Here is a 14448-nt window from a genome sequence, read left to right as displayed (position 1 = left end):
GAATTATTACACTACACAGTGTAGTTTCTAAATCTGAAAAAGTAAACTACTTAGTGTAAAATTCTTTTATCGCAGCCAGACAGGCTCAACCAGCACATCAGATAATAAAATTACAAAATGTCAGAACCCGTACGCCAGACCGACCGCAAGCGCGAAGCCATATTGCAGGCAGCCATCCATGAATTTCGCCTCAATGGTTTTGATGCAACCAGCATGGACAAGATCGCCGCCACGGCGGTGGTCTCCAAACGCACGGTGTACAACCACTTCCCTAGTAAAGACGATTTGTTCGCCGCAATATTGTTAAAATTGTGGCAAAGCGCTGTTTCTCAGGATGATTTTCGCTATCAAGCCGATAAAAACCTGCGCGAACAGCTGGAAACTTTCCTTGGCAACAAGATGCGCCTGATGAGCGACACCAATTTCATCGACCTGGTCCGCGTTGCCGTTGCTGCCACCATCCACACCCCAGACCGCGCCCGCGACATGGTCGAACGCATGAACAAGCGTGAAGAAGGCATCGTCGCCTGGATCAGGGCAGCACAGGCAGACGGCAAGTTAACAGCTGGTGACCCCTATTTCATGGGCGACATGCTGCAAGGACAACTCAAGTCACTGGCCTTCTGGCCGCAAGTCGCGATGGGGCAGCCTATGCTGGAAGAGCAGCAGCAAAAGGTGTTGATAGAACTGACGGCGGGGATGTTTTTGGGGTATTACGGGGTGGTGCCTGCAACAGCGGTAGGTGCAATTAGCGTAGCGTAATCGGACGCATCGAAAAAATATATGAAACTGATCTTCTTTATATTTGCGGCCCTACTGACGCCGCTAACAAGCTCTGCTGCTTGCTCTGATGAAGTTTCAGGTAAGAGCCACAATGTAGCTATCGAAATTTCTGACAGAGGCTGCGAATACAGTAGCGCTCATATATTTTTCGGTAAGAAAAATGGCGAAGAAGGGCATTTTCCAGTTGAGGAAGAATGTACGGGTGACGGAGACCAGTTCTCGTGTAAAGCAAACGGCCGCACACCTCTTGCAGGAAAAACCTACAGACTTCAAAAACATGGGCGCGATGCTTGCGACGCAACGGGGAAAACTCCAGGCGAAAGATTCAAGTGTATTAAGGGCTGCACAAAAACTGGTGATGCCCCTATGTACTTGTACATCACGCCCTACGAATGTTAATCAGCAACATGCGTAATCGGACGCATGCCAAGCGCATACATTCAAAATTATCCTACTTGCGTATAACAAAAAGTCCTACTAAAATAAAACTGATGCATTATCAGGAGGCATTATGCTGCAAACATTACGACGTGCCGGTGGCTCACTGGTGATGACGGTTCCCAAAGCGTTTATAGAACAAAACCAATTGCAGGAAGGCTCCCAAGTAGAGCTTTCGCTGGAAGGGGCACGCATGACTGTCAATGCACCAAGCAAGCGTCGTTACAAGCTCGAAGAGCTGCTGGCAGAAATGCCAGGCGGGGAACTGCCAAAAGTAGAAGGCTGGGATGAAATGCCTCCCGCCGGATTGGAAGTCCTCTGATGGCGGCATACGTCCCGGCTCGTGGTGATATCGTCCATTTACAATTTGACCCGGCATCCGGTCATGAAATGAAAGGCAGGCATTTTGGTCTGGTGATCAGCCAAAAAGCTTTCAATCAACGCGGTCTGGCGATGATCTGCCCCATTTCCCAAGGTGCTGCAGATGCTGCCACGACACATGGGATGATCGTTACCCTGATGGGATTGGGACTTGATACCCAGGGTGCAGTCCATTGTCATCAAATGAAATCACTGGACTGGAAAATACGTCAGGCCAAATTTAAAGAAAAAGTGCCACTGGCCATCGTTGATGATGTGGCTGCGCGTGTTGAGGCGATTATTTTTGAGTAAAAGCTATGGTACTGCTGAAATTGACCTGACAATTGCCGCCTTTCAAATCAGGTAACTGTCAAATCAGAGCACCACTACAACAAATATCAGCTTCACTCATTCTCTGAACAAGCAAATGAAAATTCAATACAAGCTTCTGCCACTTTTATTTTTTTCCCTTTGCCTGAGTGCATGCCATTCCTTGCTCAGAGTGTCGGGCAAGGTCGTGGATGAGGAAGGCAAGGCTGTCAGCAAAGCCTCTGTTTTCATTATTTATGGGAACTGGGTGAGTGAATCGACCACGCGTGAGGACGGTACATTTTCCAACGCGCAGGTGCATGGCGGGACTGAGAATCTGCAACTGCTGGTTTCCAAAGAAGGCAAGCAACTTTATTTGGAAACGCTGGATTACCACACATCCCCTGTCAGCAAGACCATAGTCCTAAAAAAAGGAACGCAGTCAGAATTGCAAACACCAGAGCATCATTCATAGACTTCTAATTCAGAAACATCAAACAACTTGATGGTTCAAATTCCCGTATGCATCTGCCAATTTCTGCCAGCTCTCATCGCTAAAGCTTTCGCGTCCAACAATAATAAATTTTCTTTTGCCATTCTTTTCCCACACGCAGGTAAAAGTATCGTCATTAAAATTTTTTTGCTTAAGAGACTGGAAATCAATCGTATCAACGATCTCACCACCTTTCATGACTGTAAGTTCACTTGGAGTGAAGATCAATTGATCACCCCATCTATTACGTCCAGAAAATTGCCATGGCATTGCGATGCATAAGGCTACAATCAGGCAAGCTGGCAGTACCCATGATTTATAAAAGTAGATATTCATGAGTATGACTCCGACTACAAGCCATAAAGGCATGGATTTTCTCAAACCACGAAAAAATGCCCCTTGCTGCTGGTCTTTCAGTATATGTATTTCTGTCATAATTTTTGGTGATGCTTGCATTGAAATGGATTGCAATCATAATCTAAAAAACCAGAGAACTCTGCTTTCTTGCTCGCTGATTTGGGGCCTGAACAGTGTTTAGATATCCTCTCCACTCTTCTCCAACACCGCCAGCATCGCCCTCAACCCCTCATTCAAACGCTTCAAATCCGCAGCACTCAAACCAGCCATGATGCGTCTCTCGTTCTCTACGTGAGCAACCAGCGCACGATCTACCAGGTCTTTGCCGGTATCCGTCAATTGCACCAGCATGCTGCGGGCGTCGTCGGGGTTTTGCAGGCGTAGTATCCAGCCGCTGGCTTCAAGTTTTTGCAGCCTGTGGGTCATGGTGCCGGAGGTGACCATGAGTTTGGAGAACAGGTCGGTCGGGCTCATGCAGAAAGTGGCGCTGGAGCGGCGCAAGGTAGCCAGCATGTCGAATTCCCAGGCGCTCATGCCGAAGCTGCTGAAGGTCGCATCAAGTTCGCGCCCCAGCAAGTCACTGCAACGGCGCAGGCGGCCTATGTTTTCCATGGGGCTGCAATCAAGGTCTGGTCTGGCATTGCGCCATTGTTCCAAAATCTTGTCGACCGCATCCATCTTCTTTTCCGCCATCTCGCTCCCCTGATTATTCATTCGCGCATCAATTATTCGTTTGCGTATAGGTCGCCATTATATGGGCAGCCATCTGGCGATTCATGTATTTACGCTCTTAACCTCTTGCACAGACCTTAAAGACCACACAAGGCATGTGCATTTATCTTGATATCAAGATAGTTTGTGATAAGATGAATTTATCTTGAACTCAAGACATTATCATGAAAACTGCAAATGCATCTTCACGTCTGGGCTTTTGGCTCGATACCTTGCTGACTGCCCTTGCCCCTGCCATCTGGGGTTCGACGTATATTGTTACCACTCAATTCCTGCCGCCAGACCGGCCATTTACAGCAGCCCTGCTACGCTGCCTGCCGAGCGGGATTTTGCTGGTGCTGTTTTGCAAACGCCTGCCCTTGTCTCGTGAATGGGGGCGCTTGCTGGTGCTGGCTGCGCTGAACATAGGCTTTTTCCAGGCGCTGCTGTTCATTGCGGCTTATCGCTTGCCGGGTGGCATGGCTGCCGTGATTGGCTCCATACAACCTCTGTTGATCATGGCGATGGCCTGGCTGCTGGACAGGCGCAGGCCAGCCGCGCTGGCGATCACAGCCAGTGTCTGTGCAGTGCTGGGGATGGCGGCGCTATTGCTATCAGCCACGGCGGTCATGGATGCCGTAGGTCTGGCGGCCGCTGCGGCTGGGGCGATTTGTATGGCGGGTGGCACTTATCTGTCGCGGCGCTGGCAAAGCAGTTTGCCGGTATTGGCTTTCACTGGCTGGCAGCTCTTGCTGGGCGGTTTGATCTTGCTGCCTTTGAGCCTGCTGGTGGATGCGCCGCTGCCGGCACTGAACCTGACGCAGATACTGGGCTATGCCTATCTGTCCATCATCGGTGCTTTGCTGGCCTATAGCCTGTGGTTCCGCGGCATAGCGCGTCTGTCACCGGTTGCAGTGTCTTCACTGGGTTTGTTAAGCCCTATTACTGCCGTCATCCTGGGCTGGCTTGTACTTGATCAAAGCATGCGGGGGATGTCGCTGGCGGGTTTATTGATCGTTCTTGCCAGTGTCATCGTCGTGCAAAAAAGCATGCGTATCCAGGCCTGAATTTTTATCACTCTCATCTTTATCAAGGAAAACAAGATGCACGCATCCATACAAGAAATTATTGAGTCCCGCGTTTCTGCGAATAACTATGACAGCAGCCGCAAGCTCAGCCATGACGAGATCAGCGAGCTCGTGCGCCTGGCGACACTGGCACCTTCTGCCTATAATTTTCAGAACTGGAAATTCGTGGCGGTTGTCAGCGACGAGGCTAAACAGCGCTTGCAGGCAGCAGCTTTTAATCAGCAAAAGATCAGCGATGCTGCGGTGACGTTCCTCATCTGCGGCACCTTGAATGCCCACACACAACTGGAGCCCGCCTTGCGCCCCTCCGTAGATGCCGGGATCATCGATAGCAAGATGCTGACGACATGGGTGGGTATGGCAGAACGAAGTCATACTGGCAATGCGGTGCTGCAAAGGGATGAAGCCCTGCGCTCGGCCTCACTGGCAGCAATGACCCTGATGCTGGCAGCGCAAGGGATGGGCCTGGCATCTTGCGCCTTGAGTGGTTTTGATGCAGATGCGGTGGCGCGTGAGTTTGATCTGCATGTCACGGAAATCCCGGTCATGCTGATCACGGTGGGTCATGCCGCCGCAGGCAACTGGCCGCAAAAACCGCGCAAGCAAGTGCATGAAGTGATGCAACTGGTTTGAGTATCTGCTGATGATCACCAGGGTAGCGTCTCACCTGCATAGGTATAAAACTCACCCGATTGTGCAGGCTGCATGCTGTTGATCACCGCCAGCATTTCACTGGCTGCCTGGGCTACCGGGCGGCCTATGCTGGCACCGCGAAAAGGTTGTGACAAGGCGGTGTTGACCGTGCCGGGGTGCAAGGCAAATAAGACAGCATCAGGATGGGTGCGTTTGAGTTCTATGGCGGCGGTCTTGATCATCATGTTCAGCGCCGCCTTGGATGCGCGATAGCTATACCAGCCACCAAGGTGATTGTCTTCTATGCTGCCGACCTTGGCGGATAACATGGCCATGACAGCTCTTTGCTTGTCGAGCAGAGGGGCAAAGTGACGCAGGAGCAAGGCCGGACCAAAGGTATTGACGAGAAAAGTCGCCTGCATTTGTGCATATTGCAAATCGGCCAGTTTTTTCTCGGGCATGAAGTCAGCAGTATGCAATACACCCGTCGCATTGATGATCAGATGAAAAGGGCCATGCTCTTTCATCACATCAGCGGCTTGCGCGATGATGTCTTCACTGGCGAAGTCCAGTGGCGGCTGGCTTTGGCGATGCAGACTTACAACCAGGCCGCAATGTTCCTGCGCGGCCAATAGCTCTACAAATGCCGCACCTATGCCGCCAGATGCGCCTATCACAAGCGCCCTGAAGCCCTGCGGGAAGGAGCTTAGCAGGCTATCCGCCATCATAGCCATCCTTGCTTCCACATTGCAGGGTCAGCCAGTTCCTGCCAGGCAATCTTGCGCCGGGCCTTGGTATACACGGCTTCAAGCTCAACAAATTCTACCTGGGCATTCATGACAAGCTGCCCTTCTTGTTGCTCAGGCAAATAGACTTTACTGACCAGAAAATGCTTTTGTTTGGCAACGACTTCTACCGCAGTCCATTTGGAGAGCATGAGCTTGTTTGGCTGTATGGGATTCATTTTCTGGCTTTCAAATGGTGCTATATCTACTTAAAGATCATCGAACCTGGCACGTATATCTGTTGCCCTGTCACGCAAAGCTTGCAACGTGGATTGATCCATTTTCCTGAGTTGCGGATATACCATGCCTATACGCGGGTTGCTGGATAACTTGTCTTCGTTACGCGCAAAAAAATCCCAGTACAGAGCATTGTAGGGGCAAGCTTGTTCGCTTGTGCGTTGTTTTTTATCATAATGGCAGCCCTTGCAATAATCGCTCATCTTATCGATATAGGCTGCGGCAGATACATAGGGTTTGGTTGCCAGCATACCACCGTCAGCAAACTGGCTCATGCCCAGGGTATTGGGTAGCTCTACCCACTCAAACGCATCGATATAAATACCCAAATACCAGCGATGGACTTGCTGTGGCTGCAAGCCCGCAAGCAAGGCAAAATTGCCGATGACCATCAGGCGCTGTATGTGGTGGGCATGGCCTTGCTCCAACGATTGCGTGATGGCGCTGGAGAGGCAGCGCATTTTTGTTTTACCAGTCCAGAACCATGCTGGCAATTCTGCCTCATGGCCAAAGAAATTATGCTCTTCATAGCCTGGCATTTGCGCCCAGTAAATGCCGCGTACATATTCTCGCCAGCCCAGTATCTGCCGTATATACCCCTCTACTGCAGGCAGTGCGGCATGGCCGGCCCAGAGTGCAGCCTCTACCTTGCTGACCACTTCTTGTGGCTGCAGCATTTTGACATTCAAGGCGAAAGAAATCAGTGAATGAAACAAGCGCCATGACTTGCTGCTCATGGCATCCTGGAACTCACCAAAATGCGGCAAGGCATGCTGGATGAAAGCATCAAGTTGCGCCAGTGCTTCTGCCCGGTTCAGCGGCCAGGAAAAATTAGCCGCATTCGCCTCACCAAAACTATTGATGCCTGCCTGCTGTATGGTTTTCCACAAGTCTGAGTGATCATGCCGTGGCCGGAAATCAGCAGGCTCCCAGGGTATGCCTGGCCAGGCTTTACGGTTGTCGTGGTCATAATTCCATTGCCCACCGACTGGTTTGTTGGCTTCTTCCAGCAAGACCTGGTGCTTGACCCGCATGTGGCGATAGAAATTTTCCATCAGCCATTTTTTGCGGCCTTCAAACAGGATGGCGGCTTCATCACGGCGGGTAAAAAAATGTTCACTACTGCGCATGCGGCAATTGATCTTGCTGGCATCGCAATAGGTGGCAAGTTGTGCATCGAGTCTGAATTCGTCAGGCTCCTGGTATTCAAACTGACTGCACTGATAACGTGCCAGCAGCCAATCAAGATTGGCTGTCAGGGATTGCGTATTGTCTGCGTCATCAACAGTCAGGTAATGCAGGCGATGGCCAGCAGCCTGGAGTTGTGCAGCCAGCTCGCGCATGGCGGCAAAGATGGCGATAATTTTTTGTGCATGATGGAGCACATAATCTGTCTCTTGACGGATTTCCATCATGACATAGACGACATCGCCGGAAGTTTGGTTAAACCAGCTATGTGCAGGATAGAGCTGGTCACCGAGTATCAGGCGCAATGTCGTTGCAGGTGCAGTAGATTGCATGGCGCTTTCCGATCTGATAAGGGCTCTCAAGTCTGTGACTTGCCACTGCGATTGCTTTGGCTGTTGTTGCGGCAACGCTGGGAACAGTATTTGACCTCGTCCCAGTTTTTTTCCCATTTCTTGCGCCAGTTAAATGGCAGGCCGCAAGTCTGGCAAAGCTTGCTGGGCAGGTCGGCCTTTTTTCGCATTTTCATCTGAATTTCATCTAAATGCGACCATCAGGAAGATGCCTTGATCTTGCAATTGGGACGATGGCTGCATTCAGCAGCCATCTGTTTCATCCGCGACCGATTCCAACAATGGCGCCTTTATTGATCGTAACGTGTCAGGCTGGCTGCATGATGCGTAGCCAGTTCATCAACAGAACTGATGGTCATGCCAAGTTCGCTCAGCAAACCGTCGCGCAAGCCATATACCCAGCCATGCACAGTCAATGGCTGGCCACGCTCCCAGGCATCTTGCACGATGGTGGTGCGGCAGACGTTGGCTACCTGTTCAATCACATTGAGCTCGCACAGTCGTTCACTTCTCTCTTGCTCTGAGAGAACCTCACCCAGGTATTTTTCATGTTTCTGATGCACATCCTGCACATGGCGCAACCAGTTGTCAGCCAGGCCGACACGGCGGTTAGTCATGGCGGCATGCACACCTGAGCAGCCATAATGGCCACAGACGATGATGTGTTTGACACCGAGCACATCAATCGCAAATTGCAATACAGAAAGGCAATTGAGGTCTGAATGCACGACCACGTTGGCGATATTGCGGTGAACAAACAGTTCGCCAGGCAAAAGGCCCAGCAATTCATTGGCTGGAACGCGGCTGTCAGAGCAGCCTATCCATAAGTATTCAGGGCTTTGCTGTGCCGCCAATGTCTTGAAGAAATTGGCATCTTTTGCCGTGATGGCAGCAGCCCACTTGCGGTTGTTTTCAAATAATTGCTGTGGAGTCAATCCTGTGTTGCTTGTTGCGTTCATGCTCTCGCCCATTTATTTTAGACAGGCGAGATTCTACCTGCAATGCGAGCTTGCTGCATGATTAGCCCATAATATATCCGGGCATGGTCTATCTGACATGAGCAAAATATTCATATTGCACAGCTGGCCTGTATCAGCAATACTTGGCAAAAATCAATGTCCAGCACTGGATTTGGAGTTCATGCATGATCCCAGGCAAGTATGGCAAGACGGCGGCAAACTGGCTTGTCACATTCAGCATTTTTTACCTCAGTGCAATCTGCTCCGCACAAGCGCAGCAAGAGAGCCTGCGCATAGCCACCTTTGGCCAGGGCGGCCCCATGGAAAAAGCCGCCGCCGTACACCTGACTGAATTTTATAAAAAACTCGGTGTGCGGGTCGAGTTCGTCAACCTGCCTGGCAACCGCGCCCTGCAGGAATCAAATAGCGGGCGTCTGGATGGTGAGCTCATGCGCAAGGCCGGGCTGGCTGTGGAATATCCCAATCTCCTGCAAATCATGGTGCCACTGGCAACCACCAATACTGTCGCCTTTGCCCTCGATAAAAACATCGACCTCGACAAAGGCTGGGCCAGCCTGAAAGAACATACGTTTTCTTATGAGACTGGCACCAAGGTCATAGAACAAAACACCCAGGGCTTCAGCACTGGCCATGCCGAGCACAATATCAAGGCCGCCTTCCGGCAGATGCTGAACCGCCGGGTAGAACTGATCGTCATTGATGAACAGGCAGGCTTGCAACTGGTCAAAGAGATGAAGCTGGAAGGCACGGTACATATGCTGACTCCCCCCATCAGCACGATACCGCTTTACCATTATCTGCATAAGAAGCATGCAGACCTGGCCAGCAGGCTGGAAGCCCTGTTGCGCAAGTATCATTGATACAGGCTGATACGCTGTTTTGCAGTCAGCATATTTGAGCAATCAATGACAAAACTCCTTCATCATTTCATTCAATCTCAATGGCAGCCCGGCATCCAGTCTTTGCTCATCGCTTATCCTGGGGTTGATAGTACACACCTTGAAAGGCGTTTTTGACACCAGTTCCAGCCCATACTCCCTGGGGATGCCGCTGGCCTTCAGATAGCGCTCAATACGACTAACCATGCTCCCGGCCTCCTCCAATATACCCAGCCTGGCTGCCTTGCGTGACATAAAAAAACCCAGCAGGTGATTTTCCTGTGAACGCCAGTTCTCATTTTCTTCGGATTCGCCACCGGTATTGGTGTGCTGAAAAACCCGCGAGACCAAAGCAAAATCTCTGGCGTTCCACGGCAGATCATCAACCATCATTTCAAACAGACGCATGCGGTTGGCAGCATCTGATTTCAATTCAGCTGGTCTGTCATAGACATCACCCCGCTTAAACAGAGAACGAGTCTTTTGGTCTTGTTGATAGATTTTTTCAATTTCGGCAGACCTGCTCATGCTTTCAGCGCTGGCAACAGCGTGGAAGGTGAGAACAAGCAATAACGGTCCGTTTTTTAAGATATTCATCGTATTTTTGTTTGCTCATATCAGGGAAACGGCGGGGATACGGACAAAACTCAAGGTGTGGCTTCGAAAGCCAATGTCTTACCTGCCCCGCGCCACTGCCCCAGTAATTTATTACCTTCCCGACGATAACTGATGGTGGCGCTTGGTTTGCCCTTGCCGTCAAATTCAGTCAGCTCGGTTACATCCTTCTTGCGTACTACCTTGAGCGGTATGGCCTGGCGATGTTTGTCATAATAATAGCGCGAGCTTGAGTAATATGCACCTTCGACACTATCTGTGAGCATCAGGGTAATCGGCGTGTTGCCATTGATCTTGCCGCGAAAAACCTGGGCATAGGGATTGATGTCAGCAATTGCTCCATCCCCCTCGCCTAGCAAAATATATTTTCCATAGTTGCTGAGGTAAGTAGTCAACTGCGGTGCTTTGAGTGTCATGACCAGATTACCCAGATCATCAATGGCACGGTTGGCATGTGCTGAACATGTGCCGCTGTCAAAACTGAGTGCACCATCAAGTATGCTTATCTGACCAGGATACTTCAGATACAAATCGTAGAGGCTGCCAGATTTGGTATAGCGTTCTTCCAGGCAGCGCTCGTATAGCTCGATCTGATCAGCTACCGTTTCTTTGCCGCGCTCTTTCGTCGCCTTGTTGGACAATTTCTCCAGACGTGCTATTTCTGTACGCAAACGCTTGGCATTGGTTTTTTGCGCCAGTATCGCCAGGGCCTTTTTACCAGACTCGCTTAACAACTCCACAGGCGTGATGACACGCCCTGTCCTTGCATCAAAGTCAAAACGTATATCATTCAGGCTGCAGTACGCGCCGCAGCCCTCAGTACTGACAACGATAGCATAGTGTCGCTTACCATTCAGCAGGCCCGAAGATGCAGGCTCCATGGACTCAAGAGGAAGCTCCAGCTCTATCAGTGCAGTCTTTGCAGCAGTGTCTTCTTTTGCAGGTGGCAAAGTATTCAATAACTGTATGTGCAAAAAGTTATTGATACGATCTGTCACCTGCCTATCCTCGGTTGAGATGAAAGGAATGGTGAGCTCTACTTTCTCCCCTGAGGAATTCTTGCTAACATACTTGAGCGGTTTATCGCTGAAAGTCGCGCCCAGGCAAGTGCCAGAAAATAGCAAGGCACTGCCAAAGAGACTGAAGAGGCTGATATTTTTAGCGAACATTATCCGCGTGCGGGTATCAACAAGCCCCTCTGCACCGCAGGTCGCCCGACAAATTCGGCCAATGCGCGTTGTACATGCGGGAAGTCATTGATGCCCACCAGCTCACCTGCTTCATAAAAACCAATCAGATTGCGTATCCATGGGAAGATGGCAATATCAGCAATGGTATAGGTATCGCCCATGATCCACTTGCGGTCTGCCAAACGCTGGTTGACGACGGCCAGCAGGCGCGTGGATTCTGCCACGTAGCGGTCGCGCGGGCGTTTGTCTTCATAGGCCTTGCCGGCAAATTTATTGAAGAAACCAAGCTGACCAAACATCGGGCCTATGCCACCCATCTGGAACATCAGCCATTGCAGGCATTCATAGCGTTCTGCCGCATCGGTTGGGATGCACTGCCCGGTCTTGTCTGCCAGGTAGATCAGAATGGCACCAGATTCAAACAGCGCCAGTGGCTTGCCGCCCGGGCCTTGCGGGTCGATGATGGCGGGAATTTTATTATTCGGGTTCAGTGACAAAAACTCTGGCGAAGTCTGGTCATTGGTCTCAAAGCTGACCAGGTGAGGTTCATAGGCCAGGCCGGTCTCTTCGAGCATGATGGAGACTTTCACGCCATTCGGTGTCGGCAATGAATACAGTTGCAGGCGTTCAGGATGCTGGGCTGGCCATTTTTTAGTGATAGGGAAATTATTGAGAACAGAGCTGGACATGGTGTTTCCTTCCTGGGTTGATCTGATAGCGGCCTTTCAGGCGCAGAAACCAGATGCTAATCCATTTATGAAATTTCTGCGCAGGGCCATCATATCTATGATGGCAAGTGGACGACATTTGGGCTAAGCTGCACGACTTGTGCCGTAATCCAGTTACTTACCCCATGCTCAGGACCATTTTCACACGACTTCTATTTGTTATTGCCTTGATCGCCATAGTCCTGGGGCTGGCACGCTATCTGGGCAAGGACAATAGTGATATTGCGCCAGACAATTTGCTGGCGAAAGTGGGCGTGATCAACAAACCAGCTCCTACTTCCTTTGACTGGCAAGCGGAGCTGGATGTGTATGCAGGCTTACCTGATGTCGACAACAGTTATTTCTCTGATCCTTACGCGGTCGCGATAGACAAGCAGGGCACTATTTTTGTCAGTGATGCAGGTGAACATAACCAGATCTTGAAGATCAGCACTGATGGTGCAGTTGCGCCCTATGCCGGTTCTGTCGAAGGCTTTGTCGACGGCAAGGCTGATCAGGCGGCTTTCAATACGCCATCTGGCATAGCTCTGGATGGCAAGGGTAATTTGCTGGTGGCTGACACTGGCAATCACGCGATACGCAGCATCAGCCCAGAAGGCATGGTGACGACATTGGCAGGAAATGGCAAACCTGGTTACCAGGACGGCGCAGGTATTACGGCACAATTCAATGGCCCGGTGGGTATAGCCGTAGATGCAGCAGGCAATATTTACGTGGCCGATACCTACAATGACCGCATACGCAAGATCAGCCCTGACGGCCAGGTCAGCACACTCGCCGGTGGCAATGGCTCTGGTTATCTGGATGGCGAGGCGGCCGCTGCGCTGTTTGATACGCCAACAGGGCTGGCACTCAATAGCAAGGGCGACATACTCATCGCCGACAGCAAGAACGACGCCATCCGCATGCTGAGCAAGGATGGACAAGTCACCACACTGGCCCGTGCACTGGATGATGAAGAAAAACCCCTGATGCGCCGCCCTTTGAGCATCGTCGCCACTTATGACGATCACTTTTACATAGGTGAAGGCGGCAAGGGTCGCATCATACAGATTTCTCCCACAGGGGAGATGCGTGGCGTGACGGGAGTGGGTATCAATTTTGAAGCCGGGAATGAAAAAGCCATACGCTTCTTGCAGCCCACAGGCATAGCGTTGAATGACAAAGGTGGCCTGCTGGTCAGTGATTCCGCCCGCCTGCAATTGGTGAGCCTGCATAGCAAAGGCATGCCTGACAGCATGACCGGGCAAAAACCGGCAGCACCAGCCAATGTGCAGGAAATAAAAAATACCCGTCTTGATGATGAGATCAAATCCTACCCCTGGCCCATCAAGCCGCAAAAATCACCGCACGAAGTCGTCGGCACCATGGGTGAAGTGCGTGGCAATTATGATGGCGAAAGCCGTGATCACTTCCACGGTGGCCTCGATGTGCAGGCAAACATGGGCACAACCGTGTATGCCATCGCCAGTGAAAAAGTACGCGGCACCAGCAGTAGCTGGGGCTACGCTGGTCTCAGCGAAGGCATCAAGCTCGACAGCATGGCTTACATTCACATGAAGGTCGGGCGCACCGCCAAAGACGCGCTGATCGATGAGGATAAATTCCAGCTACAGACGTTGGCAGATGGCAAACCCTATGCAGTGCGTGTCAGGCGCGGCACCCGTTTCAAGACTGGCGAAGCACTGGGCAGTATCAACCGCATGTTCCATGTGCATCTGGAACACAATCACGCTGGCCTCAAAATCAACCCTCTGCAACTGAACTTCCCCGGCCTGGTCGATACCGTCGCACCTGAGATAGAAGACATCACTATCGTTGATGGCAGCGGCAAAGAAATCAAGGACAAACAGCAGGGCCGCCTGCTCCTGTCCAGCCAGGTCAAAGACTATGGCATCGTCGTCGATGCCTATGACCAGGTCGATGGTAATGCCAAACGCCGTCGTCTGGGTCTGTACCAATTGGGCTATCAACTCCTGTACACCGACGGCAGCCCCGTGCCTGGCTATGAAACCCCACGCATGACGATGGAATTCAACGCCCTGCCACCTGACCGTGAAATGGTCAAATTATTGTATGCAGAAGAAAGCGGCATCACTGTACACGGTGCCAAGAAAACCCGCTTCCTGTACATGGCCAGCAATTCGGTCAAGGATGGTGTTGCGAAAAAAGGCAGCTGGGATGTCAGCAAACTCGCGCCTGGCAATTATGTCTTGCGTATCCATGCAGCGGACTTTGCGGGGAATGTGGCGAAGGATAATCGTGACCTGAGATTCACAGTGGACTAATTCTTTTGCAAGTACACAGTAGCTAAGCACTTAACAA

General features: G+C 51.1%; 19 protein-coding genes. 9 read left to right on the top strand and 10 right to left on the bottom strand.

Annotated features, from left to right (window positions below; translation table 11 throughout):
• The first annotated feature begins 117 nt into the window (after window positions 1-117).
• From ACO0LI_RS14575 to ACO0LI_RS14555, 5 genes are all read left to right on the top strand, one after another.
• A complete protein-coding gene (locus tag ACO0LI_RS14575) occupies window positions 118-762 on the top strand; it encodes a TetR/AcrR family transcriptional regulator (RefSeq protein WP_423033192.1) in 645 nt (214 codons plus the stop codon).
• A gap of 21 nt (window positions 763-783) precedes the next feature.
• A complete protein-coding gene (locus ACO0LI_RS14570) occupies window positions 784-1182 on the top strand; it encodes a hypothetical protein (RefSeq protein ID WP_423033190.1) in 399 nt (132 codons plus the stop codon).
• Window positions 1183-1294: 112 nt separating this feature from the next.
• Window positions 1295-1543, top strand: coding sequence for an AbrB/MazE/SpoVT family DNA-binding domain-containing protein (locus tag ACO0LI_RS14565; protein WP_162060618.1), 249 nt, complete (start codon window positions 1295-1297; stop codon window positions 1541-1543).
• Window positions 1543-1893: a type II toxin-antitoxin system PemK/MazF family toxin gene (locus tag ACO0LI_RS14560; protein ID WP_423033188.1), complete on the top strand. Its 351-nt coding sequence runs from the start codon at window positions 1543-1545 to the stop codon at window positions 1891-1893. The genes ACO0LI_RS14565 and ACO0LI_RS14560 overlap by 1 nt, the downstream gene beginning before the upstream one ends.
• 115 nt (window positions 1894-2008) lie before the next feature.
• Window positions 2009-2365, top strand: a complete 357-nt coding sequence (locus ACO0LI_RS14555) for a carboxypeptidase-like regulatory domain-containing protein (protein ID WP_423033186.1) — start codon at window positions 2009-2011, stop codon at window positions 2363-2365.
• Between the two features lie 18 nt (window positions 2366-2383).
• Here the strand turns inward: ACO0LI_RS14555 and ACO0LI_RS14550 are convergent, their stop codons facing one another.
• Window positions 2384-2839 (bottom strand): hypothetical protein, encoded by a 456-nt coding sequence (locus ACO0LI_RS14550; protein ID WP_422950867.1) that lies wholly within the window; start codon window positions 2837-2839, stop codon window positions 2384-2386.
• Window positions 2840-2917: 78 nt separating this feature from the next.
• Entirely contained in the window at window positions 2918-3433 is a 516-nt protein-coding gene (locus ACO0LI_RS14545; protein ID WP_423033184.1) for a MarR family winged helix-turn-helix transcriptional regulator, read from the bottom strand.
• A gap of 203 nt (window positions 3434-3636) precedes the next feature.
• On the opposite strand from ACO0LI_RS14545, the gene ACO0LI_RS14540 reads away from it, so the two are divergent.
• Both ACO0LI_RS14540 and ACO0LI_RS14535 read left to right on the top strand, forming a co-directional pair.
• Window positions 3637-4518 carry an EamA family transporter gene (locus ACO0LI_RS14540; protein ID WP_423033182.1) on the top strand — a complete coding sequence of 294 codons (882 nt, stop codon included), beginning with the start codon at window positions 3637-3639 and terminating at the stop codon, window positions 4516-4518.
• 36 nt (window positions 4519-4554) lie between these two features.
• Complete coding sequence (locus ACO0LI_RS14535; protein WP_423033180.1) at window positions 4555-5172, top strand: nitroreductase family protein; 618 nt, start codon at window positions 4555-4557, stop codon at window positions 5170-5172.
• Window positions 5173-5186: 14 nt separating this feature from the next.
• Here ACO0LI_RS14535 and ACO0LI_RS14530 read toward each other — a convergent pair whose 3' ends face one another.
• The 5 genes from ACO0LI_RS14530 to can form a co-directional block, all read right to left on the bottom strand.
• Window positions 5187-5906 carry an SDR family NAD(P)-dependent oxidoreductase gene (locus ACO0LI_RS14530; RefSeq protein WP_423033178.1) on the bottom strand — a complete coding sequence of 240 codons (720 nt, stop codon included), beginning with the start codon at window positions 5904-5906 and terminating at the stop codon, window positions 5187-5189.
• Entirely contained in the window at window positions 5897-6136 is a 240-nt protein-coding gene (locus tag ACO0LI_RS14525; protein WP_423033176.1) for a TIGR02450 family Trp-rich protein, read from the bottom strand. The genes ACO0LI_RS14530 and ACO0LI_RS14525 overlap by 10 nt, the downstream gene beginning before the upstream one ends.
• Before the next feature lie 30 nt (window positions 6137-6166).
• Entirely contained in the window at window positions 6167-7714 is a 1548-nt protein-coding gene (locus tag ACO0LI_RS14520) for a cryptochrome/photolyase family protein (RefSeq protein WP_423033174.1), read from the bottom strand.
• A 26-nt stretch (window positions 7715-7740) separates the two neighbouring features.
• Window positions 7741-7908 (bottom strand): DUF2256 domain-containing protein, encoded by a 168-nt coding sequence (locus ACO0LI_RS14515; RefSeq protein WP_423033172.1) that lies wholly within the window; start codon window positions 7906-7908, stop codon window positions 7741-7743.
• Window positions 7909-8022: 114 nt separating this feature from the next.
• Window positions 8023-8691, bottom strand: coding sequence for a carbonate dehydratase (can, locus tag ACO0LI_RS14510; RefSeq protein ID WP_422950859.1), 669 nt, complete (start codon window positions 8689-8691; stop codon window positions 8023-8025).
• A 185-nt stretch (window positions 8692-8876) separates the two neighbouring features.
• Between can and ACO0LI_RS14505 the strand changes: the two genes are divergently transcribed.
• Window positions 8877-9572: a hypothetical protein gene (locus ACO0LI_RS14505; protein WP_423033170.1), complete on the top strand. Its 696-nt coding sequence runs from the start codon at window positions 8877-8879 to the stop codon at window positions 9570-9572.
• A 42-nt stretch (window positions 9573-9614) separates the two neighbouring features.
• On the opposite strand, the gene ACO0LI_RS14500 is transcribed toward ACO0LI_RS14505, so the two are convergent.
• The 3 genes from ACO0LI_RS14500 to ACO0LI_RS14490 form a co-directional block, all read right to left on the bottom strand.
• Entirely contained in the window at window positions 9615-10118 is a 504-nt protein-coding gene (locus ACO0LI_RS14500) for a hypothetical protein (protein WP_423033168.1), read from the bottom strand.
• Between the two features lie 119 nt (window positions 10119-10237).
• Window positions 10238-11374, bottom strand: coding sequence for a hypothetical protein (locus ACO0LI_RS14495; RefSeq protein WP_423033167.1), 1137 nt, complete (start codon window positions 11372-11374; stop codon window positions 10238-10240).
• The gene (locus ACO0LI_RS14490) at window positions 11374-12084 is read right to left on the bottom strand and encodes a glutathione S-transferase N-terminal domain-containing protein (RefSeq protein WP_423033165.1); all 711 of its coding nucleotides are present in this window, start codon (window positions 12082-12084) and stop codon (window positions 11374-11376) included. The genes ACO0LI_RS14495 and ACO0LI_RS14490 overlap by 1 nt, the downstream gene beginning before the upstream one ends.
• Before the next feature lie 107 nt (window positions 12085-12191).
• Here ACO0LI_RS14490 and ACO0LI_RS14485 point away from each other — a divergent pair, with 107 nt between their 5' ends.
• Entirely contained in the window at window positions 12192-14411 is a 2220-nt protein-coding gene (locus ACO0LI_RS14485) for a gluconolaconase (protein ID WP_423033163.1), read from the top strand.
• Window positions 14412-14448: the final 37 nt, after the last annotated feature.

It is taken from the genome of Undibacterium sp. Tian12W (assembly GCF_049339405.1).
Lineage (GTDB): Bacteria > Pseudomonadota > Gammaproteobacteria > Burkholderiales > Burkholderiaceae_D > Undibacterium.
Note: the sequence above shows the minus strand (reverse complement) of the source record. Positions and strands in the feature narration are given on the sequence as shown.

What these genes read in the sequence shown, in the direction of transcription:
- ACO0LI_RS14490 (WP_423033165.1), bottom strand. Translation starts at nt 12,084, where the DNA reads ATGTCCAGCTCTGTTCTCAATAATTTCCCTATCACTAAAAAATGGCCA.
- ACO0LI_RS14550 (WP_422950867.1), bottom strand. Translation starts at nt 2,839, where the DNA reads ATGCAAGCATCACCAAAAATTATGACAGAAATACATATACTGAAAGAC.
- ACO0LI_RS14520 (WP_423033174.1), bottom strand. Translation starts at nt 7,714, where the DNA reads ATGCAATCTACTGCACCTGCAACGACATTGCGCCTGATACTCGGTGAC.
- can (WP_422950859.1), bottom strand. Translation starts at nt 8,691, where the DNA reads ATGAACGCAACAAGCAACACAGGATTGACTCCACAGCAATTATTTGAA.
- ACO0LI_RS14570 (WP_423033190.1), top strand. Translation starts at nt 784, where the DNA reads ATGAAACTGATCTTCTTTATATTTGCGGCCCTACTGACGCCGCTAACA.
- ACO0LI_RS14530 (WP_423033178.1), bottom strand. Translation starts at nt 5,906, where the DNA reads ATGGCTATGATGGCGGATAGCCTGCTAAGCTCCTTCCCGCAGGGCTTC.
- ACO0LI_RS14495 (WP_423033167.1), bottom strand. Translation starts at nt 11,374, where the DNA reads ATGTTCGCTAAAAATATCAGCCTCTTCAGTCTCTTTGGCAGTGCCTTG.
- ACO0LI_RS14575 (WP_423033192.1), top strand. Translation starts at nt 118, where the DNA reads ATGTCAGAACCCGTACGCCAGACCGACCGCAAGCGCGAAGCCATATTG.
- ACO0LI_RS14525 (WP_423033176.1), bottom strand. Translation starts at nt 6,136, where the DNA reads ATGAATCCCATACAGCCAAACAAGCTCATGCTCTCCAAATGGACTGCG.
- ACO0LI_RS14545 (WP_423033184.1), bottom strand. Translation starts at nt 3,433, where the DNA reads ATGGCGGAAAAGAAGATGGATGCGGTCGACAAGATTTTGGAACAATGG.
- ACO0LI_RS14555 (WP_423033186.1), top strand. Translation starts at nt 2,009, where the DNA reads ATGAAAATTCAATACAAGCTTCTGCCACTTTTATTTTTTTCCCTTTGC.
- ACO0LI_RS14505 (WP_423033170.1), top strand. Translation starts at nt 8,877, where the DNA reads ATGATCCCAGGCAAGTATGGCAAGACGGCGGCAAACTGGCTTGTCACA.
- ACO0LI_RS14500 (WP_423033168.1), bottom strand. Translation starts at nt 10,118, where the DNA reads ATGAGCAGGTCTGCCGAAATTGAAAAAATCTATCAACAAGACCAAAAG.
- ACO0LI_RS14560 (WP_423033188.1), top strand. Translation starts at nt 1,543, where the DNA reads ATGGCGGCATACGTCCCGGCTCGTGGTGATATCGTCCATTTACAATTT.
- ACO0LI_RS14565 (WP_162060618.1), top strand. Translation starts at nt 1,295, where the DNA reads ATGCTGCAAACATTACGACGTGCCGGTGGCTCACTGGTGATGACGGTT.
- ACO0LI_RS14515 (WP_423033172.1), bottom strand. Translation starts at nt 7,908, where the DNA reads ATGAAAATGCGAAAAAAGGCCGACCTGCCCAGCAAGCTTTGCCAGACT.
- ACO0LI_RS14535 (WP_423033180.1), top strand. Translation starts at nt 4,555, where the DNA reads ATGCACGCATCCATACAAGAAATTATTGAGTCCCGCGTTTCTGCGAAT.
- ACO0LI_RS14540 (WP_423033182.1), top strand. Translation starts at nt 3,637, where the DNA reads ATGAAAACTGCAAATGCATCTTCACGTCTGGGCTTTTGGCTCGATACC.